Source organism: Paenibacillus thiaminolyticus, from assembly GCF_007066085.1.
Taxonomy (GTDB): Bacteria; Bacillota; Bacilli; order Paenibacillales; family Paenibacillaceae; genus Paenibacillus_B; species Paenibacillus_B thiaminolyticus.
Window position 1 is genome coordinate 1,624,509 of the sequence record NZ_CP041405.1, and the last position, 16,193, is coordinate 1,640,701.

The 16,193-nt window shown below is 50.8% G+C and carries 13 protein-coding genes; 2 read left to right on the top strand and 11 right to left on the bottom strand.

Features of this window, described 5'->3' with window-relative positions:
- Positions 1-244 precede the first annotated feature (244 nt).
- A complete protein-coding gene (locus FLT43_RS07255) occupies positions 245-3,370 on the top strand; it encodes a collagenase (protein ID WP_087442341.1) in 3,126 nt (1,041 codons plus the stop codon).
- Between the two features lie 985 nt (positions 3,371-4,355).
- On the opposite strand, the gene FLT43_RS07260 is transcribed toward FLT43_RS07255, so the two are convergent.
- From FLT43_RS07260 to FLT43_RS29275, 7 genes are all read right to left on the bottom strand, one after another.
- Positions 4,356-5,228: a carbohydrate ABC transporter permease gene (locus tag FLT43_RS07260; protein WP_087442340.1), complete on the bottom strand. Its 873-nt coding sequence runs from the start codon at positions 5,226-5,228 to the stop codon at positions 4,356-4,358.
- A 21-nt stretch (positions 5,229-5,249) separates the two neighbouring features.
- Positions 5,250-6,107: a carbohydrate ABC transporter permease gene (locus FLT43_RS07265; RefSeq protein WP_087442339.1), complete on the bottom strand. Its 858-nt coding sequence runs from the start codon at positions 6,105-6,107 to the stop codon at positions 5,250-5,252.
- Between the two features lie 116 nt (positions 6,108-6,223).
- Positions 6,224-7,561 (bottom strand): ABC transporter substrate-binding protein, encoded by a 1,338-nt coding sequence (locus tag FLT43_RS07270; RefSeq protein ID WP_087442338.1) that lies wholly within the window; start codon positions 7,559-7,561, stop codon positions 6,224-6,226.
- A 321-nt stretch (positions 7,562-7,882) separates the two neighbouring features.
- The gene (locus tag FLT43_RS07275; protein ID WP_087442337.1) at positions 7,883-9,178 is read right to left on the bottom strand and encodes a sensor histidine kinase; all 1,296 of its coding nucleotides are present in this window, start codon (positions 9,176-9,178) and stop codon (positions 7,883-7,885) included.
- Positions 9,159-9,854, bottom strand: a complete 696-nt coding sequence (locus tag FLT43_RS07280; protein WP_244194176.1) for a response regulator transcription factor — start codon at positions 9,852-9,854, stop codon at positions 9,159-9,161. Before FLT43_RS07280 ends, FLT43_RS07275 begins: the two co-directional genes overlap by 20 nt.
- A 159-nt stretch (positions 9,855-10,013) precedes the next feature.
- Positions 10,014-10,877, bottom strand: coding sequence for a sialidase family protein (locus tag FLT43_RS07285; protein WP_087442335.1), 864 nt, complete (start codon positions 10,875-10,877; stop codon positions 10,014-10,016).
- Between the two features lie 149 nt (positions 10,878-11,026).
- Positions 11,027-11,275 (bottom strand): hypothetical protein, encoded by a 249-nt coding sequence (locus FLT43_RS29275; protein ID WP_164776613.1) that lies wholly within the window; start codon positions 11,273-11,275, stop codon positions 11,027-11,029.
- A gap of 395 nt (positions 11,276-11,670) precedes the next feature.
- Between FLT43_RS29275 and FLT43_RS30025 the strand changes: the two genes are divergently transcribed.
- Positions 11,671-11,952: a glycosyltransferase family protein gene (locus FLT43_RS30025; protein WP_244194175.1), complete on the top strand. Its 282-nt coding sequence runs from the start codon at positions 11,671-11,673 to the stop codon at positions 11,950-11,952.
- Positions 11,953-12,059: 107 nt separating this feature from the next.
- On the opposite strand, the gene FLT43_RS07300 is transcribed toward FLT43_RS30025, so the two are convergent.
- From FLT43_RS07300 to ahpC, 4 genes are all read right to left on the bottom strand, one after another.
- On the bottom strand, positions 12,060-12,791 hold the full coding sequence (locus tag FLT43_RS07300) for a 4'-phosphopantetheinyl transferase family protein (protein WP_087442334.1): 732 nt from the start codon (positions 12,789-12,791) through the stop codon (positions 12,060-12,062).
- Entirely contained in the window at positions 12,781-13,389 is a 609-nt protein-coding gene (locus FLT43_RS07305) for a MarR family winged helix-turn-helix transcriptional regulator (RefSeq protein ID WP_087442333.1), read from the bottom strand. Before FLT43_RS07305 ends, FLT43_RS07300 begins: the two co-directional genes overlap by 11 nt.
- A gap of 668 nt (positions 13,390-14,057) precedes the next feature.
- Positions 14,058-15,587 (bottom strand): alkyl hydroperoxide reductase subunit F, encoded by a 1,530-nt coding sequence (gene ahpF / locus FLT43_RS07310; RefSeq protein WP_087442332.1) that lies wholly within the window; start codon positions 15,585-15,587, stop codon positions 14,058-14,060.
- An 11-nt stretch (positions 15,588-15,598) separates the two neighbouring features.
- Complete coding sequence (ahpC, locus tag FLT43_RS07315) at positions 15,599-16,162, bottom strand: alkyl hydroperoxide reductase subunit C (RefSeq protein ID WP_006675783.1); 564 nt, start codon at positions 16,160-16,162, stop codon at positions 15,599-15,601.
- Between the last annotated feature and the right edge of the window lie 31 nt (positions 16,163-16,193).

Genomic DNA, 16,193 nt, shown 5'->3' on the forward strand with positions numbered 1-16,193 from the left:
CTAATCAAGGGATAACAGTGGGAAAAGGAGATCTGGCGATCAGCTTCTCATCCGGAAGGAAACCTTTCCTCTCCTTCCTTTTCATCCCGCTTTCGGGAACATTTTAGAGAGTCGATGGCACTACTCCCCAAGAAAAACAGGAATTTGGCTCCATGTTAATCCTTATTCCGGCTGCCGATATTTAACATTGTCGTTCATAACTGGAGAACATGAACGAACATGCATAAGGGGGATGTTGCACAAAATGAGACAACAAGCATGGTTGAAATGGACTTCGATTTTGCTGGCGGCGGCCATCGCTGCTGGAAGTCCGGCGGGCTTCGCCGCCGCAGCCCAATCGAAGCTACCGATGGAAGGAGCAACGGAGACGCGAGTCGCCAACGCACTGGCGATGGAGGAGCTTGCGCCGTCCGTTGCGCCGTTGGGCGCGGAAGTGGACCTGCCAAGCGCGGCGGCAGAGTCTGCCGATGCCGGCATCTCGGAGCCGCAGCCTCGGTCACTGAAGAGCGAGACGCGTACGGACGGCCAGTACAGCATGGCGGAACTGAATTCGCTCTCTTATGAGGAGCTTACGGATCTGCTCGTCAGCATAGAATGGCGGAAGATTCCCGAGCTGTTCAAATACAATGACGATACCCGGCTTTTTTACACGGACGAGAATCGTGTCCAAGCGATTGTGGACCGCCTGCAGGAAAGCGGATCGCGGTTCACGCCTGAGGATGAGCAAGGCATTTTGACGTTAGTGGAGGTGCTCCGTTCCGGTTATTACCTCGGGTATTACAACAAGGAGTTGTCCCAACTTAATGAGCCGGCATACCGGGAAAAGATGCTGCCTGCTATCAAGGCGATCATGGAGAACCCGGCCTTTGCTTGGGGCACCGACGTGCAGAACAAGGTTATCGGAGCGACGGGCAGAATGATCTCCAACTCCACCGTCGATCCGGACATCGTGAACCGATTGACGGGCCTCGTTCGAAGCTTCGTCGATCGTGTGGACGCCTTGTCCGATGACTACGAGGCTTCCAGTGCGTTCCACGAGGTGCTGAAGGGTGTCGGTTATGTGCTCATGTGGCGCATGGATGAACCGGATCGGGAAGCTGCGTTCAAGGGAACGATCGACGCTTATATGGACCAGTTGTTCCGCATGGCGCAGCATGGCCCTACATCGGAAGACAAGCTGTGGCTGACGAACAACGCCATCTACTATGCGGGTTCGCTCGGTCGTTATTACAGCGAGCCGCAGCAGGCGAACCGGGTGCTGACAGATGTCATGCAGACGGTGCCGGCGCTTGGCGAGCTCTATTTCGTAGCTGCCGATCAGATAGCCCAGCATTATGCAGGGATGGATGCTTACGGCCGCCCGGTCGATATAGACGTCTTGAAGCAGCGCGGGAAGGAACAATATTTGCCGCAGCGGACCGAGTTCGATGACGGCAAGTTCGTATTCCAGACGGGGAGCCAATTGAGCGAGGAGCAGCTTCAGCGCTTATATTGGGCTGCCAAGGAGGTTCAAGCCCAATTCCACCGTGTCATCGGCAGCGACCAGCCGCTGGAGCAGGGAAATCCAGATGATGTGCTGACGGTCGTCATTTACAACAATCCGGATGAATACCGGATGAACAAGTATTTATACGGGTATTCGACGGACAACGGCGGCATTTACATTGAACCCGACGGCACGTTCTTTACGTATGATCGGACGATTGATCAGAGCATTTATAGCCTAGAAGAGCTGTTCCGCCATGAATTTACCCATTATCTGCAAGGCCGGTATGAGGTGCCAGGCATGTGGGGCCAAGGTCCGCTGTATAAGACCGGACTCATGCAGTGGTTTGATGAAGGCGGCGCCGAGTTCTTCGCCGGAGCGACGCGGACGGAAGGAATTCAGCCCCGCAAGTCGGTCGTCGGCAATCTGCGTAATGACGGTCCGGGAGAGCGCTTCTCCGTGGCGGATACAGTGAATTCGCAGTACGGGGCATGGAAATTTTATGATTATTCCTTTGCATTGTACAATTACTTGTACCACCAAGATTTTATGACACTGGATCGCATTCATCATGCCATCCGCTTCAATGACGCGAACGCTTATGAAGGACAGCTTGCGGCGATGAGCGGAGAGGCGCATACGAATGATTCCTACCAACACTCCATAGAGGAGCAGGTCGCCCGCTATGACAGCTTGACGGTTCCGCTTGTGTCTGACGATTATTTGCTAACGCTGGAACCGAAGCCGGTAGGCGATATTTACAGTGAAATAGCGGCAGTAGCCGGATTGCAGGATTCGAGCACGCATGAACGGGAATCCCGCTTCTTCCGCTCCTTCGAGCTTCGCGGCACTTACATCGGCGGCACCGCTGAAGGAAAAGAGCAAGATTGGCACACGATGAACAGCTTGACGGACGGTTTCTTGCAAGCTTTGTCGGAACAGCCATGGAACGGATATAAGACCGTCACCGGATATTTTACCAATTACCGCGTGGACCATGAAGGACGATTCGTCTATGATGTCGTGTTCCATGGCAAGCTTCCCGCAGACGGGGATGCTGGCAAGAACCCGGACGACAACGGCGTACAATTGCCGGATGGAGGCACCGGGAATGAAGGCAACGAGGGAGCCGAGGATGGCGGTCATGACGGCGGACAACCAAATGCGGACCATGAACCGAACGATTCCTGGGAACAGGCCGTTCCGTTGGATGGGACGGGCGCTCCGGTATCCGGCAAGCTGAGCGACACGGATCGGGTTGATGTTTACCGATTTGATGCCGCGAAGGCGGAACAATGGAACATCGAGTTGGAAACGGAGCAGGCGCAAAGCGTCGCCTGGGTCGTTCACCACGAGTCCGACCTGAATAACTATGCTGCCTATCCGACGCAAGTGGAGGGAACGAGCGTAGCTGGCTCCGTAGATGCTGTGCCGGGAACCTATTATGTGTATGTATATACTGTGGGGAACGGAGAGCAGTCCTATCGCTTGGTCGTCCAGCCGGGAACAGGCCAAGTACAGGAGCCGGACCTTCCTCCGTTCGAGGAGACCGAGCCGAACGATACGCCTGAGACGGCCAATGGCCCGGTTCCAGCAGGCCGGCCTGTCATTGGGACCCTCAATGGCTGTGATAAGCAGGATGTGTTCATCATTGACGTGGACCAACCGGCGGAGCTTCAGATTGAGTTGGAGCGGCAGCTTGGATCCGGTGTGAATTGGCTCCTGTACCGGGAGGGCGATACCGCTCGTCCGCTCCTGTACCCGTCCGAGATGGAAGGCAACCGAATGAGCGGCGGATTCGCGGCGGAAGCAGGGCGTTACCATCTGTATGTGTACAAATATACCGATGAGGATATTCATTATACGCTTCAGGTTCAGCATTAATTGAGCTGCCGCCCCTCCTTAACGGGGTGGAAGAATGACGTTAAAAAAGCGTGCCTGCTCCAGGCTGTTGGAAAACCCCTGTTTTTTACGAGGGGGTGGTGATGTCCATGTACACAATCAAAACTTGGCACTCAGAATTTTTTCTACTGTGAGACGAGCTCTACTATATAAAAAATGAAGTAGCAAAAATCCCCATAGGATTCTCAACGGCCTGATTTTACGGGATCCAAGAGACCGCATCGGATCCTGGGGGCATCATCGCCTTCAGGGGGCATTATTGCCTTCTGGAGGCATCTTTGCCTCCTGGGGCTTGAACGTGTGGAGGGAATTGCTGCTATTTTACAGGAATTTCGGCTCAATGAGTCCACAGCCCGAGGAATTGCTGCAAATCTACATCATTTGAGGCCCTTTTGCTTCAAGCCGAAGCGAAACGGGTGAAATTCCTGCAGTTTTGCAGGATTCCCTTTCTGGTAAAGTCGCCCATACCGAATTGCTGTATTTGCACAGGATTTCGCTTACCGGATAGGTGTAGAAATCGTGCAGGTTTGCAGATTTCGCTTAACGAATAAGGCGTGTCTGGAGAAATCGTGCAGGTTTACAGATTTCGCCTACCGGGCAGATGTGTCTAGGGAAATGGTGCAGTTTTCAGGCCGTTGGAAAGCCCGTGTTTTTTACGAAGGGGTGGAGATTGTCCATTATTCTGCTCAAAACTTGGCACCCATAGCGTTTTAAATCGAATTTTTTCTACGGAGAGACGAGATTCACCACACAAAAAATGAAGTGCCACAAAATCCCTCGGACTTTCTCAACAGCCTGCTACTCGCAAGAGTGGTGCGCTTTTTTGCTTGAAATGAAGCTTCGGAACGGGCAACAAGCAAAGACTTCACCCCCGGACATGACTTTCCAGCGCCAAGCCAAGAGAGTGAAGCCGCTATGTTATATTCTCCGAGAATTTTTCTTCCATTACATAGGTCAGGCCTGATCGTTATCCTTTGACAGCGCCTTCGGTCAATCCTTTTTGGATAAACTTCGAGATGAACAGATACACAATCAATACCGGAATGACGGTCAGCGACACGGCTGTCGCCATCAGTCCGAAGTCGGTTCCATATTGCGAGCTGATTTCATTCAACAAGGCCACGATTGGCCGGACATTTTCTTTGTTGACAAAAATCATGGCCGAGAACAAATCATTGTACGACCACATAAAGACGAAAATGCTGGCGGAAGCGAATACAGGCTGCGATATCGGCACGAACACTTTCGTGAACATTTGCCAGCGGTTGCAGCCATCAATAAATGCGGCTTCCTCCAAATCCTTCGGAATTGTGGCCATATATCCCGCGATAACCAGCGTGGCGAACGTCAAGTTCCCTGCGGTCTGGGGCAAAATCAGCCCCCAGTAGGTATTGACCAGGCTTGTTTTGATCAAAATCTCATACACCGGTACAACCGTGGCAAATGCCGGAATAAGCAAGGTCGCGTAAAGAATCGAATAAATGGTTCTCTTGCCGCGGAATTGGAAGCGGGATAAGATATAAGCTGCCAAGCCGCCAAAGAGAAGCACAAAAAATACGGTGCCGAAGGACATGATCAAGCTGTTCACATAGCTCTTTCCGATATTGATCCGATCCAGCGCATTGGTGTAGTTCGTCATCACCGGGTTCCAGGCGATTCCGAACGAGTTGTTCATGACATCCCGCGACATCTTGAACGAGTTGTTCACAATCCAGAATAACGGATAGATTGTCGTCAAGGCCCACGCTGTCAATGCTGCATACATCAAGGCGGCGCTTACGCTAAACCGCTTAGACTTCATTCGCCGAGCATTGCGTTCCACGACTAAGGTTGGCTCCATCACTGTACACCCCTATAATGCTTAGTAAGTAATCTCGTCCCTCTTCAGCAGCCGGTTGGCAATGAGCGCCAGCAGAACGCCGAACACGACCATGTAAATGGCTATCGTGGAACCGTAACCGAAGTTTTGATCCACCATGGCCTTTTTGTACATGTACGTTCCGAGCACTTCCGTCCCGTTCTGCCCCTTCGTAATGACCCAGACGAATTCGAATACTTTCAACGTCCCCGTAATCGCCAATGTAATGACAACCTTGATATCGCTCATAATGAGAGGAATGGTCAGCATCGTTGTCTTGCGGATGCCGGATATCCCTTCGAGCTTGGCCGCTTCATAGTAGTCGGAAGGAATTTTGGACATGGCGGTCAGGAACAGGACAAAATAAAAGCCGATGTAGTGCCAAACCGTTGGAATTGCTACGGCTCTCAACGCATTATTCTCATCGAGCCATAATATTTTTTCAATGCCGAAGTTCGCCAGCAGATTGTTCAACAGACCGAAATTATAGTTGTAGAACAGCACGAACAACAAGGAGATCGCCGTGCCGGAAATGACGACAGGGAAAAAGAAGACGGTCCGGTAAAATCCCTTCAACTTTTGAATATTGTCAACCAGCACCGCCAACACTAGCGCAATGCCTACCTGGAACAAAATGACATAAAGCATCAATTCCAAGGTGTGCAGCGTTGCCGCGCCCAGCAGCTCATCCGTGAATAGCCTCTTGTAGTTATCCCAGCCGACAAATTTCTTGTCGAAAAAACCGGAGGTGCGGTAAAAGCTGAGATAGACGCTCTTGAAGAACGGATAATATAGAAAGACCGACATAAACGCCGCTGCAGGCAGTAAAAACATCACAATATACTTTCGGTCGCCCTTCATATTTATCACCTTTGATGTTTATTTTCTTCCTTCATCGAAATGACTACGCCGCCCGAATCATGATTGAGGGGCGGCGTTCGTCATATATTCAACCGATTCCGATACTGCGATTCATGTTATTTTTTGTTGTCATCCTCGGTTTTCTTCGCATCTTCGATCGCTTGGGTCGGCGTTTTCTTGCCCGTTACCACCTGTTGAACGCTGGCGCGAAGATTGGAGAACGTTTCTTGTGCCACTTTGCTGTCGACCGGAGCACTGATGGAAGCTGCCTTCGCCGCCATAGCGAATCCATCCAGCGCAACCTGCGGCAAGCCGGCTACTTCCACGTCAGCAGCAGGCGTACCGCCGTTCGCCGTCGCGATTTTTTGAATGCTGTCCGGAGAAGTCAGATGCTTCAGCAATGCAATTGCGGCATCTTTTTTCGCTGCATCGTCATAGGTCGATTTAGGCAGGTAGAATCCGGAGCCGAAGCCGCCTACGATGTCGTTGCCGCTGCCGGCGCCGCCAGGGACCTGCGGGAATGGGACAACCGTCGAGTTGTCGCGCGTGTCGTCATTCCACCCATTAATGGCCCAGGAGCCTTCGATAATCATCGCGGCCAGACCTTCGCTGTAATAGTTGCCGGCCATGCCGAGATCAATCGTCGCCGCATCTTTCGGGAATGCGCCGAGATCATATAGTTCCTTCAACGCCGCGTAGCCTTTTTCCCAGTTCGGGTCGATGCCGTCGATCAAGCCTTTATCCTGACCTTCCGGCCCTGCTGCGGACAGAATCGCATGCTCGACCACATAGTGGGACTGGTCGAACGGTGCGGACAACGGAATGATGCCTTTTCCAGACAGAGTACTAACCGCTGTTTTCAGCTTCTCCCAGTCGGTCGGGAGCTCCAGGCCGTTATCTTCGAAGATTTTCTTGTTAACGAACAAGCCTTCGTAGAATCCGGTCAACGGCACCGCGTAAATGTTGCCGTCTTTTTGTCTTGCAAGCTCAAGCGCGTTCGGAAGGAATCCATTTTTCCACTCCGCATCCGCATCAAGGATTTCATTCAGCGGAACGACCTTGCCTGCATTGACGAAGCCTTCGGCGTCAGCGCCGATGAAGTAGAACAGCAGGTCCGGCTCGTTGCCGCTATTCATATCGGTGTTGACTTTCGTCCGGAAGCCGTCGTCGTTCGCGGACATCGGATCATTTTCAATCGTGACGTGAGGATTTTTCGCCGTAAAATCATCCAGAAGCGCCTGGAACGCTTCCCGGGACGGGTCCGTTCCTCCGAATGTCGAGAAGACGCGAAGCTTGACCGGATCGGCTGTGGCTTCCGCCGATCCTGTCTCGGCCGGCGGCGTTGTTCCTTCAGCCGGACCGGCGGCGTTGCTGCCGCCCTTATTGCCGCATGCCGCGAGGAACATGGAGAGCAACAGCATAATGCTCATCAGTACCAATGAAGACCTTTTCATTTTGCAAATCCCCCCAAGTATTTTTGTTCACCCTGCAGGTTGTTCTTGGTGTATACCTAAAGTGTAGTCCACGCGACAGCGCATTCAAAGGATACATTCCTCTGATTGAGGGATAAATACTTCCAAAAGGCTTCTGCCTAGCCGCCGCGGCTGACGGCGAAAAAGAGGGATTGTTACCACAAAAAAACTGGCCGGAAGCTGCTGGCCAGTCTTACAAAGCGGAGAGATCGCCGCTTATTCAGTTCCATCGTATCCACAACTTTTCTGTAGACTCCGGACAATGCAGCACCGTCCGGGTACATCAACGTCAGGTCCGCTTCATCACCCAAGCGTGAACGTAAAGGTTGCACCCTCATTCTCCTTGCTGTCGGCATATATTTTACCGCCGAGCCGGTCGATAATCGCTTTGGCAATCGGAAGTCCAAGGCCATAACCGCCGCTTTCCTGGGTTCTGGCCGGATCAGCCCGGTAGAAACGGTCAAACAGCTTGGACAGATGCTGGGGCGGGATGCCTTTGCCGCTATTTTTTATCGAAAAGGCAATCTGATGCCTTGTTTTTTTCAATGTAATATGAATACGGCCTTGTGTCCCCGTATACTTGATCGCGTTATCCACCAGGATCGTAATCACCTGCTTCACTTTTTCGCAATCGCTTTTGACGATCATGTTCGGCTCCACTTCCTGCAGCAGCGTAATCTCCTTCTCGAACGCCACCGCTTCCATCGCCAAAATCACATCGGTTACCATTTCGCTCATATCAAAAGGGGTAACATCGATTTGGTGATTGGTGTCCTCTGTCTTCGCAAGATATAACAGATCGTTCACCAGCCTGCCCATTCTATCAGTTTGGTTCTTGATGTAATCCAGCCATTTGCGCTGGCTCCGAATCGTCTCTCCCTCATTGGCGAGCAGGGCATCGGAATTGGCATTGATAATGGCAAGCGGCGTCTTCAATTCATGAGAGACATCGGCGAAGAATTGCTTCTGCTTCTCCCAGGTCTCGGCAATCGGCGCGATCGATCGGTTGGCGAAGAACAGACTGATGGCAAAGATGACAAAGAGCATCATGAGACCTACAATAAATAACGTCGTCAGAAGCTCCATCAAGGTGTTATAGGACTCCGTTACATCCAGAAATGTAATCTGAAAATAGTCTCCGTTCGCATTGATCATGAAGCTCTTTCCGTTTTCATGAGATATCAGCGTGCCGCCTAGCGGAGAGAGTTGATATTGCCATCGTTTATCGTCGAGCAAGATCGTGCTGCCCTCTTTTTTCCCGCTCCGGACAAGCTCGGCAGCCTTATAGTAGATTTCCTCCGGCATATCAATATGGGAGATGACTTGCAAGATATCTCCATGTGAATTGACAATCATATTGAAAGAAAGAGAAGATTCGGAAGGAGCGATACCGATGACTATCTTCTCTCTTGCGGCGGCGTCCGGCGAGTTAAGATAGGCGGTGTTAGGTTTGGATGTTAACAAATCCAATTTTTTTTGGTTTTCAGTGTGTATGTTGTTAGAGGTCGTTAAATAGATCACGGCAAAGGCGCCGATCATCACGATAGAAATGATGGACATATTCAGCAGCAGCAGCCGGTTACGGAGTTGATTGAACATAGTTTTTCCCATCTTCTGACGTTTTTAATAGATAGCCTGCGCTTCGCACCGTTTGAATCCGAACCTCGGATTGCAAACGGCTCAATTTTTTGCGCAAAAAAGAGATATAGACCTCCACATGATTATCCTCCGCATCGGTGTCGTACCCCCACAGCTTCTCGATGATAGACTCCTTGGATATAATCATCCCTTGGCGGCTGATTAACAGCTCTAGCAATTGACTTTCTTTTAAAGTGAGCTTGAAGTTCTTGTCCCCGCAGCTAAGGTGTAAAGAGAAAGGATCAAGCTCTATGTCTCCATATTGCAGCACGCTATCCTGAATTGGCACATTTTTGCGGCGTCCCAAGGCGCGCAAACGGGCCAGCAATTCCTCCGCCTGAAAAGGCTTGGCCAAGTAATCATCCGCCCCGCTGTCAAGCCCTTCCACCTTATCTTCGGTTGAGCCCTTGGCCGTGAGCAGGATGACCGGAGTTTGAATGCCGTTGTCCCGCAATTCCTTTAGTACCTGGAGGCCGTCCATTTTAGGAAGCATAATATCGAGAATGATAATATCATAAATGTCGGCTAGACCGCAGTCTAAGCCGTACTCGCCGTCAAACGCCAAATCAATGGTGTAATTTCTTTTCTTTAAGACCTGTTCAATGGCTTCAGCCATATACTTTTCATCTTCGACCATTAAAATCCGCACGTGCATCCCCCATTCTAATTCATAAGCGCCGAATGAATCGGCATCTGCAGTTCTTGGCTTGGGGCCGTTCGTAACTCGACGACAATATCCGCAACCTTGGGGTTTTCACCCCGTCAGTTGCGGATTTGTGCGCTGCTTCAAGCCATGTTATTTTTTGATTTTCACGCCTTCAGGAGCTTGTTCACTCCAAGTCTGGCCGCCATCCGTAGAGAACAACTTCTTGCCGTTCTCCTGCTTGACCATAACGTTGCTTTTCATTCCTTCTTCCGAGGTGACCTTATTTTGGATGATGACGTTCCCTTTTTCGCCCTTGTTCAAGGCCGGCAGTCCTTCTGGCGCCGTCTCGCTCCAGGTCTGACCGTCATCGGTAGAGTACAGCTTCGTGCCGTTTTCCTCCTTGACCATCAACTTGGTTTTGATTCCGTCTTCCGAGCCGCCTTGCATTTTGAATGTAACGTTCCCTTCACCGTCCGGGAGTGCCGGCATTCCTTCCGGTGCCGTCTCACTCCAAGTCTGGCCATCATCCGTAGAGTACAGCTTCGTGCCGTTTTCCTCCTTGACCATCACTTTGATTTTGGCTCCGTCTTCCGAGCCGCCGTTCATTTTGAATATGATGTTTCCTTCGCCGCCCATGTCGAAGGCCGGCAGTCCTTCTGGCGCCGTCTCGCTCCAAGTCTGGCCGTCATCCGTAGAGTACAGTTTCGTGCCGTTTTCCTCCTTGACCATCACCTTGGCTTTGATTCCGCCTTCCGAAGCCAATTTATTTTTGATCATCATGTTCCCTTCGCCCATTTTGACGGCCTGCATGTTGGCAGGAGCTTTCTCGCTCCAAGTCTGCCCGCCATCCGTAGAGTAGGTGATGACTCCATTATCATTTTTGGCCATCAGAGCATCCATCTTCCCCTCGGCTGCAAAGGTTGTTGTTGCTCCTGTTCCTAATGTAAGAGCAAGTGCGCCGCACAGGATGGCTGCGCCTGCTTTCTTTTTGGTTGTGTTCATCACGTTAATCATACTCATACCTCCATGTTTTCTTTTTTGTAGGCAGCTGCCTTACGATTTCTAATTATAAGCACCGTACCTTTAACGAACCTTAAATGAAAAAACTGGCCAGAAACCTCTGGCCAGTTTTATGAAATCTCCCACTCTTCTTCTCTATCTGTCTAATCCATATGCCGGCCAACCGCTGTCCATTTCATATCGGCAGGGACTATCATATCACTGTAGAATAGGGCGAGCAGCGTTGCACGCAAGATGGTGGTGTTGATATGAAGAGAAGCCCGTCTCGTACGAGCCTCCCCTGCCGCGTGACAGGCCCTATAATTGCACGCCACTGTGCTGTCAGCCGTCATGCGGCTCCCTTTTATCGCGCTTGGATAACGCTTCAAGGTGTTCGATTTCACCGCTTCCATCGATGCGCTCTCTTATGTCATATCGACCGATAGCTCGACCCTCGATCAGAAGTTACTGCATTTATCAACCCGCATCGAATAGAACTATAGCGATACGGTCGCCGCAATCGATATACAAGTCGCCCAATACCAAAAAATGAATATGTTGGCGGAGCCTTCTTACACCTTGCATCCCGCTTCCCGATACCGGTTCGATTCTTCCCGTTCGGGGTGGATCCCGATTTGTTTTATTCGGACATCCTTTATGCGATGCGCCGTATCGACGTTTCTTTTGTAGGTTCGCGCGGTCATCAGCTGTATCAAAAACGGGACGAAAGCCAGCGCCTCATTGAAACACGCTTGCAAGGACAGGCGAATCTGTCACTGCGGAAAAATATAGAATTAAGGCCTTCAATATGAGAATCTTCGAAGGAATGGGGTGCGGGGCATTAGTCCTGACGGATAATACTCTCGAACAATCGGAATTGTTCGAGAACGGAGTTCATTATGTTCTCTATGATTCACAAGAAGATATGCTTGAGAAGCTGTGGTACTATTTAGTAGACCATCCGGATGAAGCCGCCAAGATCGCGGCCGAGGGGCAACGGCATGTTGTCCGCAATCATACGTATGAACATCGAGCCCGTCACGTGCTTGATTTGATCGCGCCTTTGCGGGACAAGGCGAACCGGAAATAGGAATAACGCGTGCAGCACACCATTTCTTGCTAAAGCTGAGCAAGCCTGCAGACGGACTTAGATGCCGTTGCAGGCTTATTTTTTGATATCAATACCGGACGTACCAATTACATAAAGAAATGGGTGTCTGCCCTTAGCTGTGACAAAAACGCGGGATAGTCACATCTGACAATGTCTGCGGGAAATGCAGGTTCAACCGCGCAAATGGACAGACAATATTGTTCTGCCACATGATATTGTCGGAAAAAGAAGCGGGACGCTGCATCGGCTGGAGTACGGAGAGAGCACTCCCCTTGGTCTGCTTTGTGAACGGAAAAGGAATCGAGCGGGATGGACAGGCCCTGTCCGCGCAGCTTGACGTAGCTTTCCTTCAGTGTCCACAAATCATAGAACAGCTTCAGCTTGCCTTCCGGCGGCTCATTCTCAAGCTGTTCATATTCTTCTGCCGAGAAAAATCGCCTCGCAACGCTCAAATCGATAGGCTTGATCTGCTCCACATCAATGCCCACCTCTGCATCATGCACGGCACAGGCGATCCACTCGCCGGAGTGCGTAATATTAAAATACAACCGAAGCTCCGAAGCGAGCTCCGGCTTGCCGTAGCTATTATAATGAAACTCGATTCGGGAATTGGCCAGCCCTGTTCTCTCGCCAATGATTCGGCGGGCGAGCACCTCCGCCAGCAAGCTTCGATAGGCATCGGCCTTGTAATGGAAGCGGTTGATCTTGTCCTGCCGGTCCGAAGGGAGCAGCTGAAGCAGCTGCTGCCATGCAGCTTGATCGATAAGATCGGGAACTCTCATCGCAAATATGCCGATTTCCCGGCTCTCACACATCATGTTCAACTCCTTCGCGCTTCGCAATTCCGTTCAGCTTGCCGACGGGCGGCTCCGCATCTGCGGCTCGTTGTCTCGAGAATTGTTCCAACGCCCTCTTTGTCATCTCCTCTTCTTCCCTTCCCATAGCAAGAGACACATTTTCTTCAAAGCCATCTTGATCCTCGCCATCAAAGCGGTACAGCTTTTTCAATAAGATCCACAACTGCTCCATTTCTGCCAAAGTGAAATGTTGGGACAGATCGGCAAAAAAGCTTACTGAGCTTTCCCCGGACTTCAGCATTATCTCTTTTCCGGCGTCTGTAATCGAGATATTCACGGCACGTCGATCCGATTTACTCGGCTTCGCGACAATATAGCCTTTCTGTTCAAGGGAGGATATCATCTGCCTTGCGCTCTGCTTGGTCGTGCCAAGCTTATTGGCAATATTGATGATCGTCGCCTCCCCCTCCGGCAGATGAAGAATCGCAAGCATCACCATAAACTGTCTTGATGTGATGCTGCTTAAGTATGCGTCTCCCTTGGTCTGCAGCTTGTTCGCCAGCGCGAATAGCGTTCCGTAAATTTGCTGAATGACATACAGTTCCTTATGCTTATCCAAATGGAATCGTCACCTCATTAATTCTTCCTTCTAGAATAAAACAATCATTTACATTATACCAGTTGCTGGTATCGATGGGTTGGAATAAATCACGTATCATGAAAACAGAGGCTCCCCGCTGCGGGAAGCCTCTTCACTGTGGCAATATGAGCGTGTTCGCGCCCCTAATGATTACGTTACCGACACTTTGCCTTGAAACAACTGGAGCAGCACCATCGTGGCTGCGCCGATGACATAATTACGCTTGCCCAATTCCCCATAAGTCGTTCTCTCAGCAGTGAGACAGCCCCACGCTGCTTCTTGCTGCGCGGCTTGCCGAAAAAAACTGCAGAACTACAGTATTCCCTTGGGCGGATTACTCTGTCACAGGAATTCCTGCAAAACCGCAGGAATTGAAGCCATGCCAGCGGATAGAAAGCAAAAATCGGCGAAAATGATGCACTTTTGCAGGATTCGCATCAGATAGCAGCTAAACTAGTGAAAATTCCTGCATCTGTGCAGGATTCGCCGCCTGCCCCCTCTTCCGCTAGTCGCCCCGCCGCTGTCTCACCTACCTCAATTGTGTCTATATGCAGAAAGGGGTGTTCACCCGATTCGTGTTCTCCCATAAGAAAAGCCCCCACTTTATGAAAAGTGAGGGCTCTTCGTTCGCCTGTGAACAATATCGATTAATTGCGGATGAGATAATCGAACGCGCCCAATGCTGCCGTAGCGCCGGATCCCATCGAAATAATGATCTGCTTATACGGACTATTCGTGCAATCGCCGGCCGCGAACACGCCAGGCACATTGGTTGCGCCATGGCTGTCTACCACGATTTCACCTGTACGCGTGCGTTCGACCGTGTCCGCTAACCAATCGGTATTCGGAACAAGACCGATTTGTACAAACACACCCTGCAGTTCAATGTGCTTCGTTGCTCCTGTATCCCGCTCGACATAGGAGATTCCGTTCACCTTGTCTGTACCGGTAATTTCTTGTGTCTGCACGTTCTTCAGCACGGTAACATTAGGCAGACTGTACAGGCGATCTTGCAGCACGGCATCCGCTTTGAGCTCTGGCGCGAACTCAAGCACGGTTACATGTCTCACAATACCTGCGAGATCAATCGCCGCTTCAATCCCTGAGTTACCGCCGCCAATAACCGCGACATCTTTGCCTGTGAACAAAGGACCGTCACAATGCGGGCAGTAAGCTACCCCTTTGTTCTTGAACTCCGCTTCCCCAGGCACGCCGACATTCCGCCAACGAGCGCCTGTCGATACGATGACCGTCTTGCTCTTCAGAACAGCACCGTTTTCGAGTTCAATCTCGATAAGATCCTTTTTCTCCAACCGCTTGGCACGCTGCAGCTTCATCACATCGATATCGTACTCTTTCACTTGCTGCTCAATATTCGCTACGAGCTGAGGACCTTCCGTGTATTTTACACTGATAAAGTTCTCGATGCCCAAGGTATCATTGACCTGACCGCCAAAGCGTTCAGCAACAAGACCTGTGCGAATCCCTTTGCGTGCCGCGTAGATAGCCGCACTAGCACCTGACGGGCCGCCGCCGACAACAAGCACGTCATACGGAGCCTTATTGTCGAACTCGGATGCATCAGGAGCACTGCCCAGCTTGGCAAGAATTTCTTCAACGGTCATACGGCCGCTTTCGAAAAATTCACCATTGAGGTAAACGCTCGGCACCGACATAATGTCCTTGCTTTCGACCTCTTCCTTGAAGACGGCACCGTCAATCATCGTATGCGTAACGCCAGGATTGAGGACGCTCATCAAGTTCAGTGCTTGCACCACATCAGGACAATTATGGCAGCTCAGGCTGATATAAGTTTCGAACTTATAGTCGCCGCGAATGCTTTTGATTAGGTCAATGACACTTTGCTCCACCTTTGGAGGTCTGCCGCTAACCTGCAGCAGAGCCAATACGAGGGAAGTAAACTCGTGTCCCAAAGGAGTTCCTGCAAAGGTAATGCCCGTATCTTCGCCCGGACGATTGACGCTGAAGCTCGGTGTTCGGGATAATTGCGTTCTCTCCACCGTTATCTTGGAAGACATGCCGGCAAGTTCATTGACCAAGGCCAGCATCTCTTCCGAAGCAGTGTCCTCGCCGGCGCTGACTTTGAGCACCACATCGCCTTCCAGGAGCTGGAGGTATTGTGCGAGTTGATTTTTAATTTCTTGGTCTAGTGTCATTTTTTCACACCTTAAATCTTGCCTACGAGATCGAGGCTTGGCTTAAGTGTTTGCCCGCCTTCTTGCCATTTGGCCGGGCATACTTCACCTGGATGGTTGCGAACATACTGTGCCGCCTTGATTTTGTTAACAAGGATGCTTGCATCGCGGCCGATGCCTCCTGCATTAATCTCGGCTGCTTGGATAATACCATCCGGATCGATGATGAACGTACCGCGGTCAGCAAGACCATCAGCCTCAATCAATACATCGAAATTGCGGGAGACGACATGGGAAGGATCGCCGATCATAATGTACTCAACCTTGCCAATCGCAGGAGAGCTTTCATGCCATGCTTTATGTGTAAAATGCGTGTCCGTGGATACGGAATATACTTCAACACCAAGTTGCTTCAAGGCTTCGTAGTGGTTCTGCAAATCTTCAAGCTCGGTAGGGCACACGAATGTAAAGTCCGCTGGGTAGAAGCAAACGACACTCCATTTCCCTTTGAAATTTTCTTCGGTAACCTCGATAAATTTGCCATTGTGAAATGCGGATGCTTTGAATGGAAGTACTTCTGTTCCGATAAGTGACATGGTCATATCTCCTTTACCTGTGTTTTAATAA

What these genes read in the sequence shown, in the direction of transcription:
- FLT43_RS07255 (WP_087442341.1), top strand. Translation starts at nt 245, where the DNA reads ATGAGACAACAAGCATGGTTGAAATGGACTTCGATTTTGCTGGCGGCG.
- FLT43_RS07260 (WP_087442340.1), bottom strand. Translation starts at nt 5,228, where the DNA reads ATGGAGCCAACCTTAGTCGTGGAACGCAATGCTCGGCGAATGAAGTCT.
- FLT43_RS07265 (WP_087442339.1), bottom strand. Translation starts at nt 6,107, where the DNA reads ATGAAGGGCGACCGAAAGTATATTGTGATGTTTTTACTGCCTGCAGCG.
- FLT43_RS07270 (WP_087442338.1), bottom strand. Translation starts at nt 7,561, where the DNA reads ATGAAAAGGTCTTCATTGGTACTGATGAGCATTATGCTGTTGCTCTCC.
- FLT43_RS07275 (WP_087442337.1), bottom strand. Translation starts at nt 9,178, where the DNA reads ATGTTCAATCAACTCCGTAACCGGCTGCTGCTGCTGAATATGTCCATC.
- FLT43_RS07280 (WP_244194176.1), bottom strand. Translation starts at nt 9,854, where the DNA reads ATGGTCGAAGATGAAAAGTATATGGCTGAAGCCATTGAACAGGTCTTA.
- FLT43_RS07285 (WP_087442335.1), bottom strand. Translation starts at nt 10,877, where the DNA reads ATGATTAACGTGATGAACACAACCAAAAAGAAAGCAGGCGCAGCCATC.
- FLT43_RS29275 (WP_164776613.1), bottom strand. Translation starts at nt 11,275, where the DNA reads ATGGAAGCGGTGAAATCGAACACCTTGAAGCGTTATCCAAGCGCGATA.
- FLT43_RS30025 (WP_244194175.1), top strand. Translation starts at nt 11,671, where the DNA reads ATGAGAATCTTCGAAGGAATGGGGTGCGGGGCATTAGTCCTGACGGAT.
- FLT43_RS07300 (WP_087442334.1), bottom strand. Translation starts at nt 12,791, where the DNA reads ATGATGTGTGAGAGCCGGGAAATCGGCATATTTGCGATGAGAGTTCCC.
- ahpF (WP_087442332.1), bottom strand. Translation starts at nt 15,587, where the DNA reads ATGACACTAGACCAAGAAATTAAAAATCAACTCGCACAATACCTCCAG.
- ahpC (WP_006675783.1), bottom strand. Translation starts at nt 16,162, where the DNA reads ATGTCACTTATCGGAACAGAAGTACTTCCATTCAAAGCATCCGCATTT.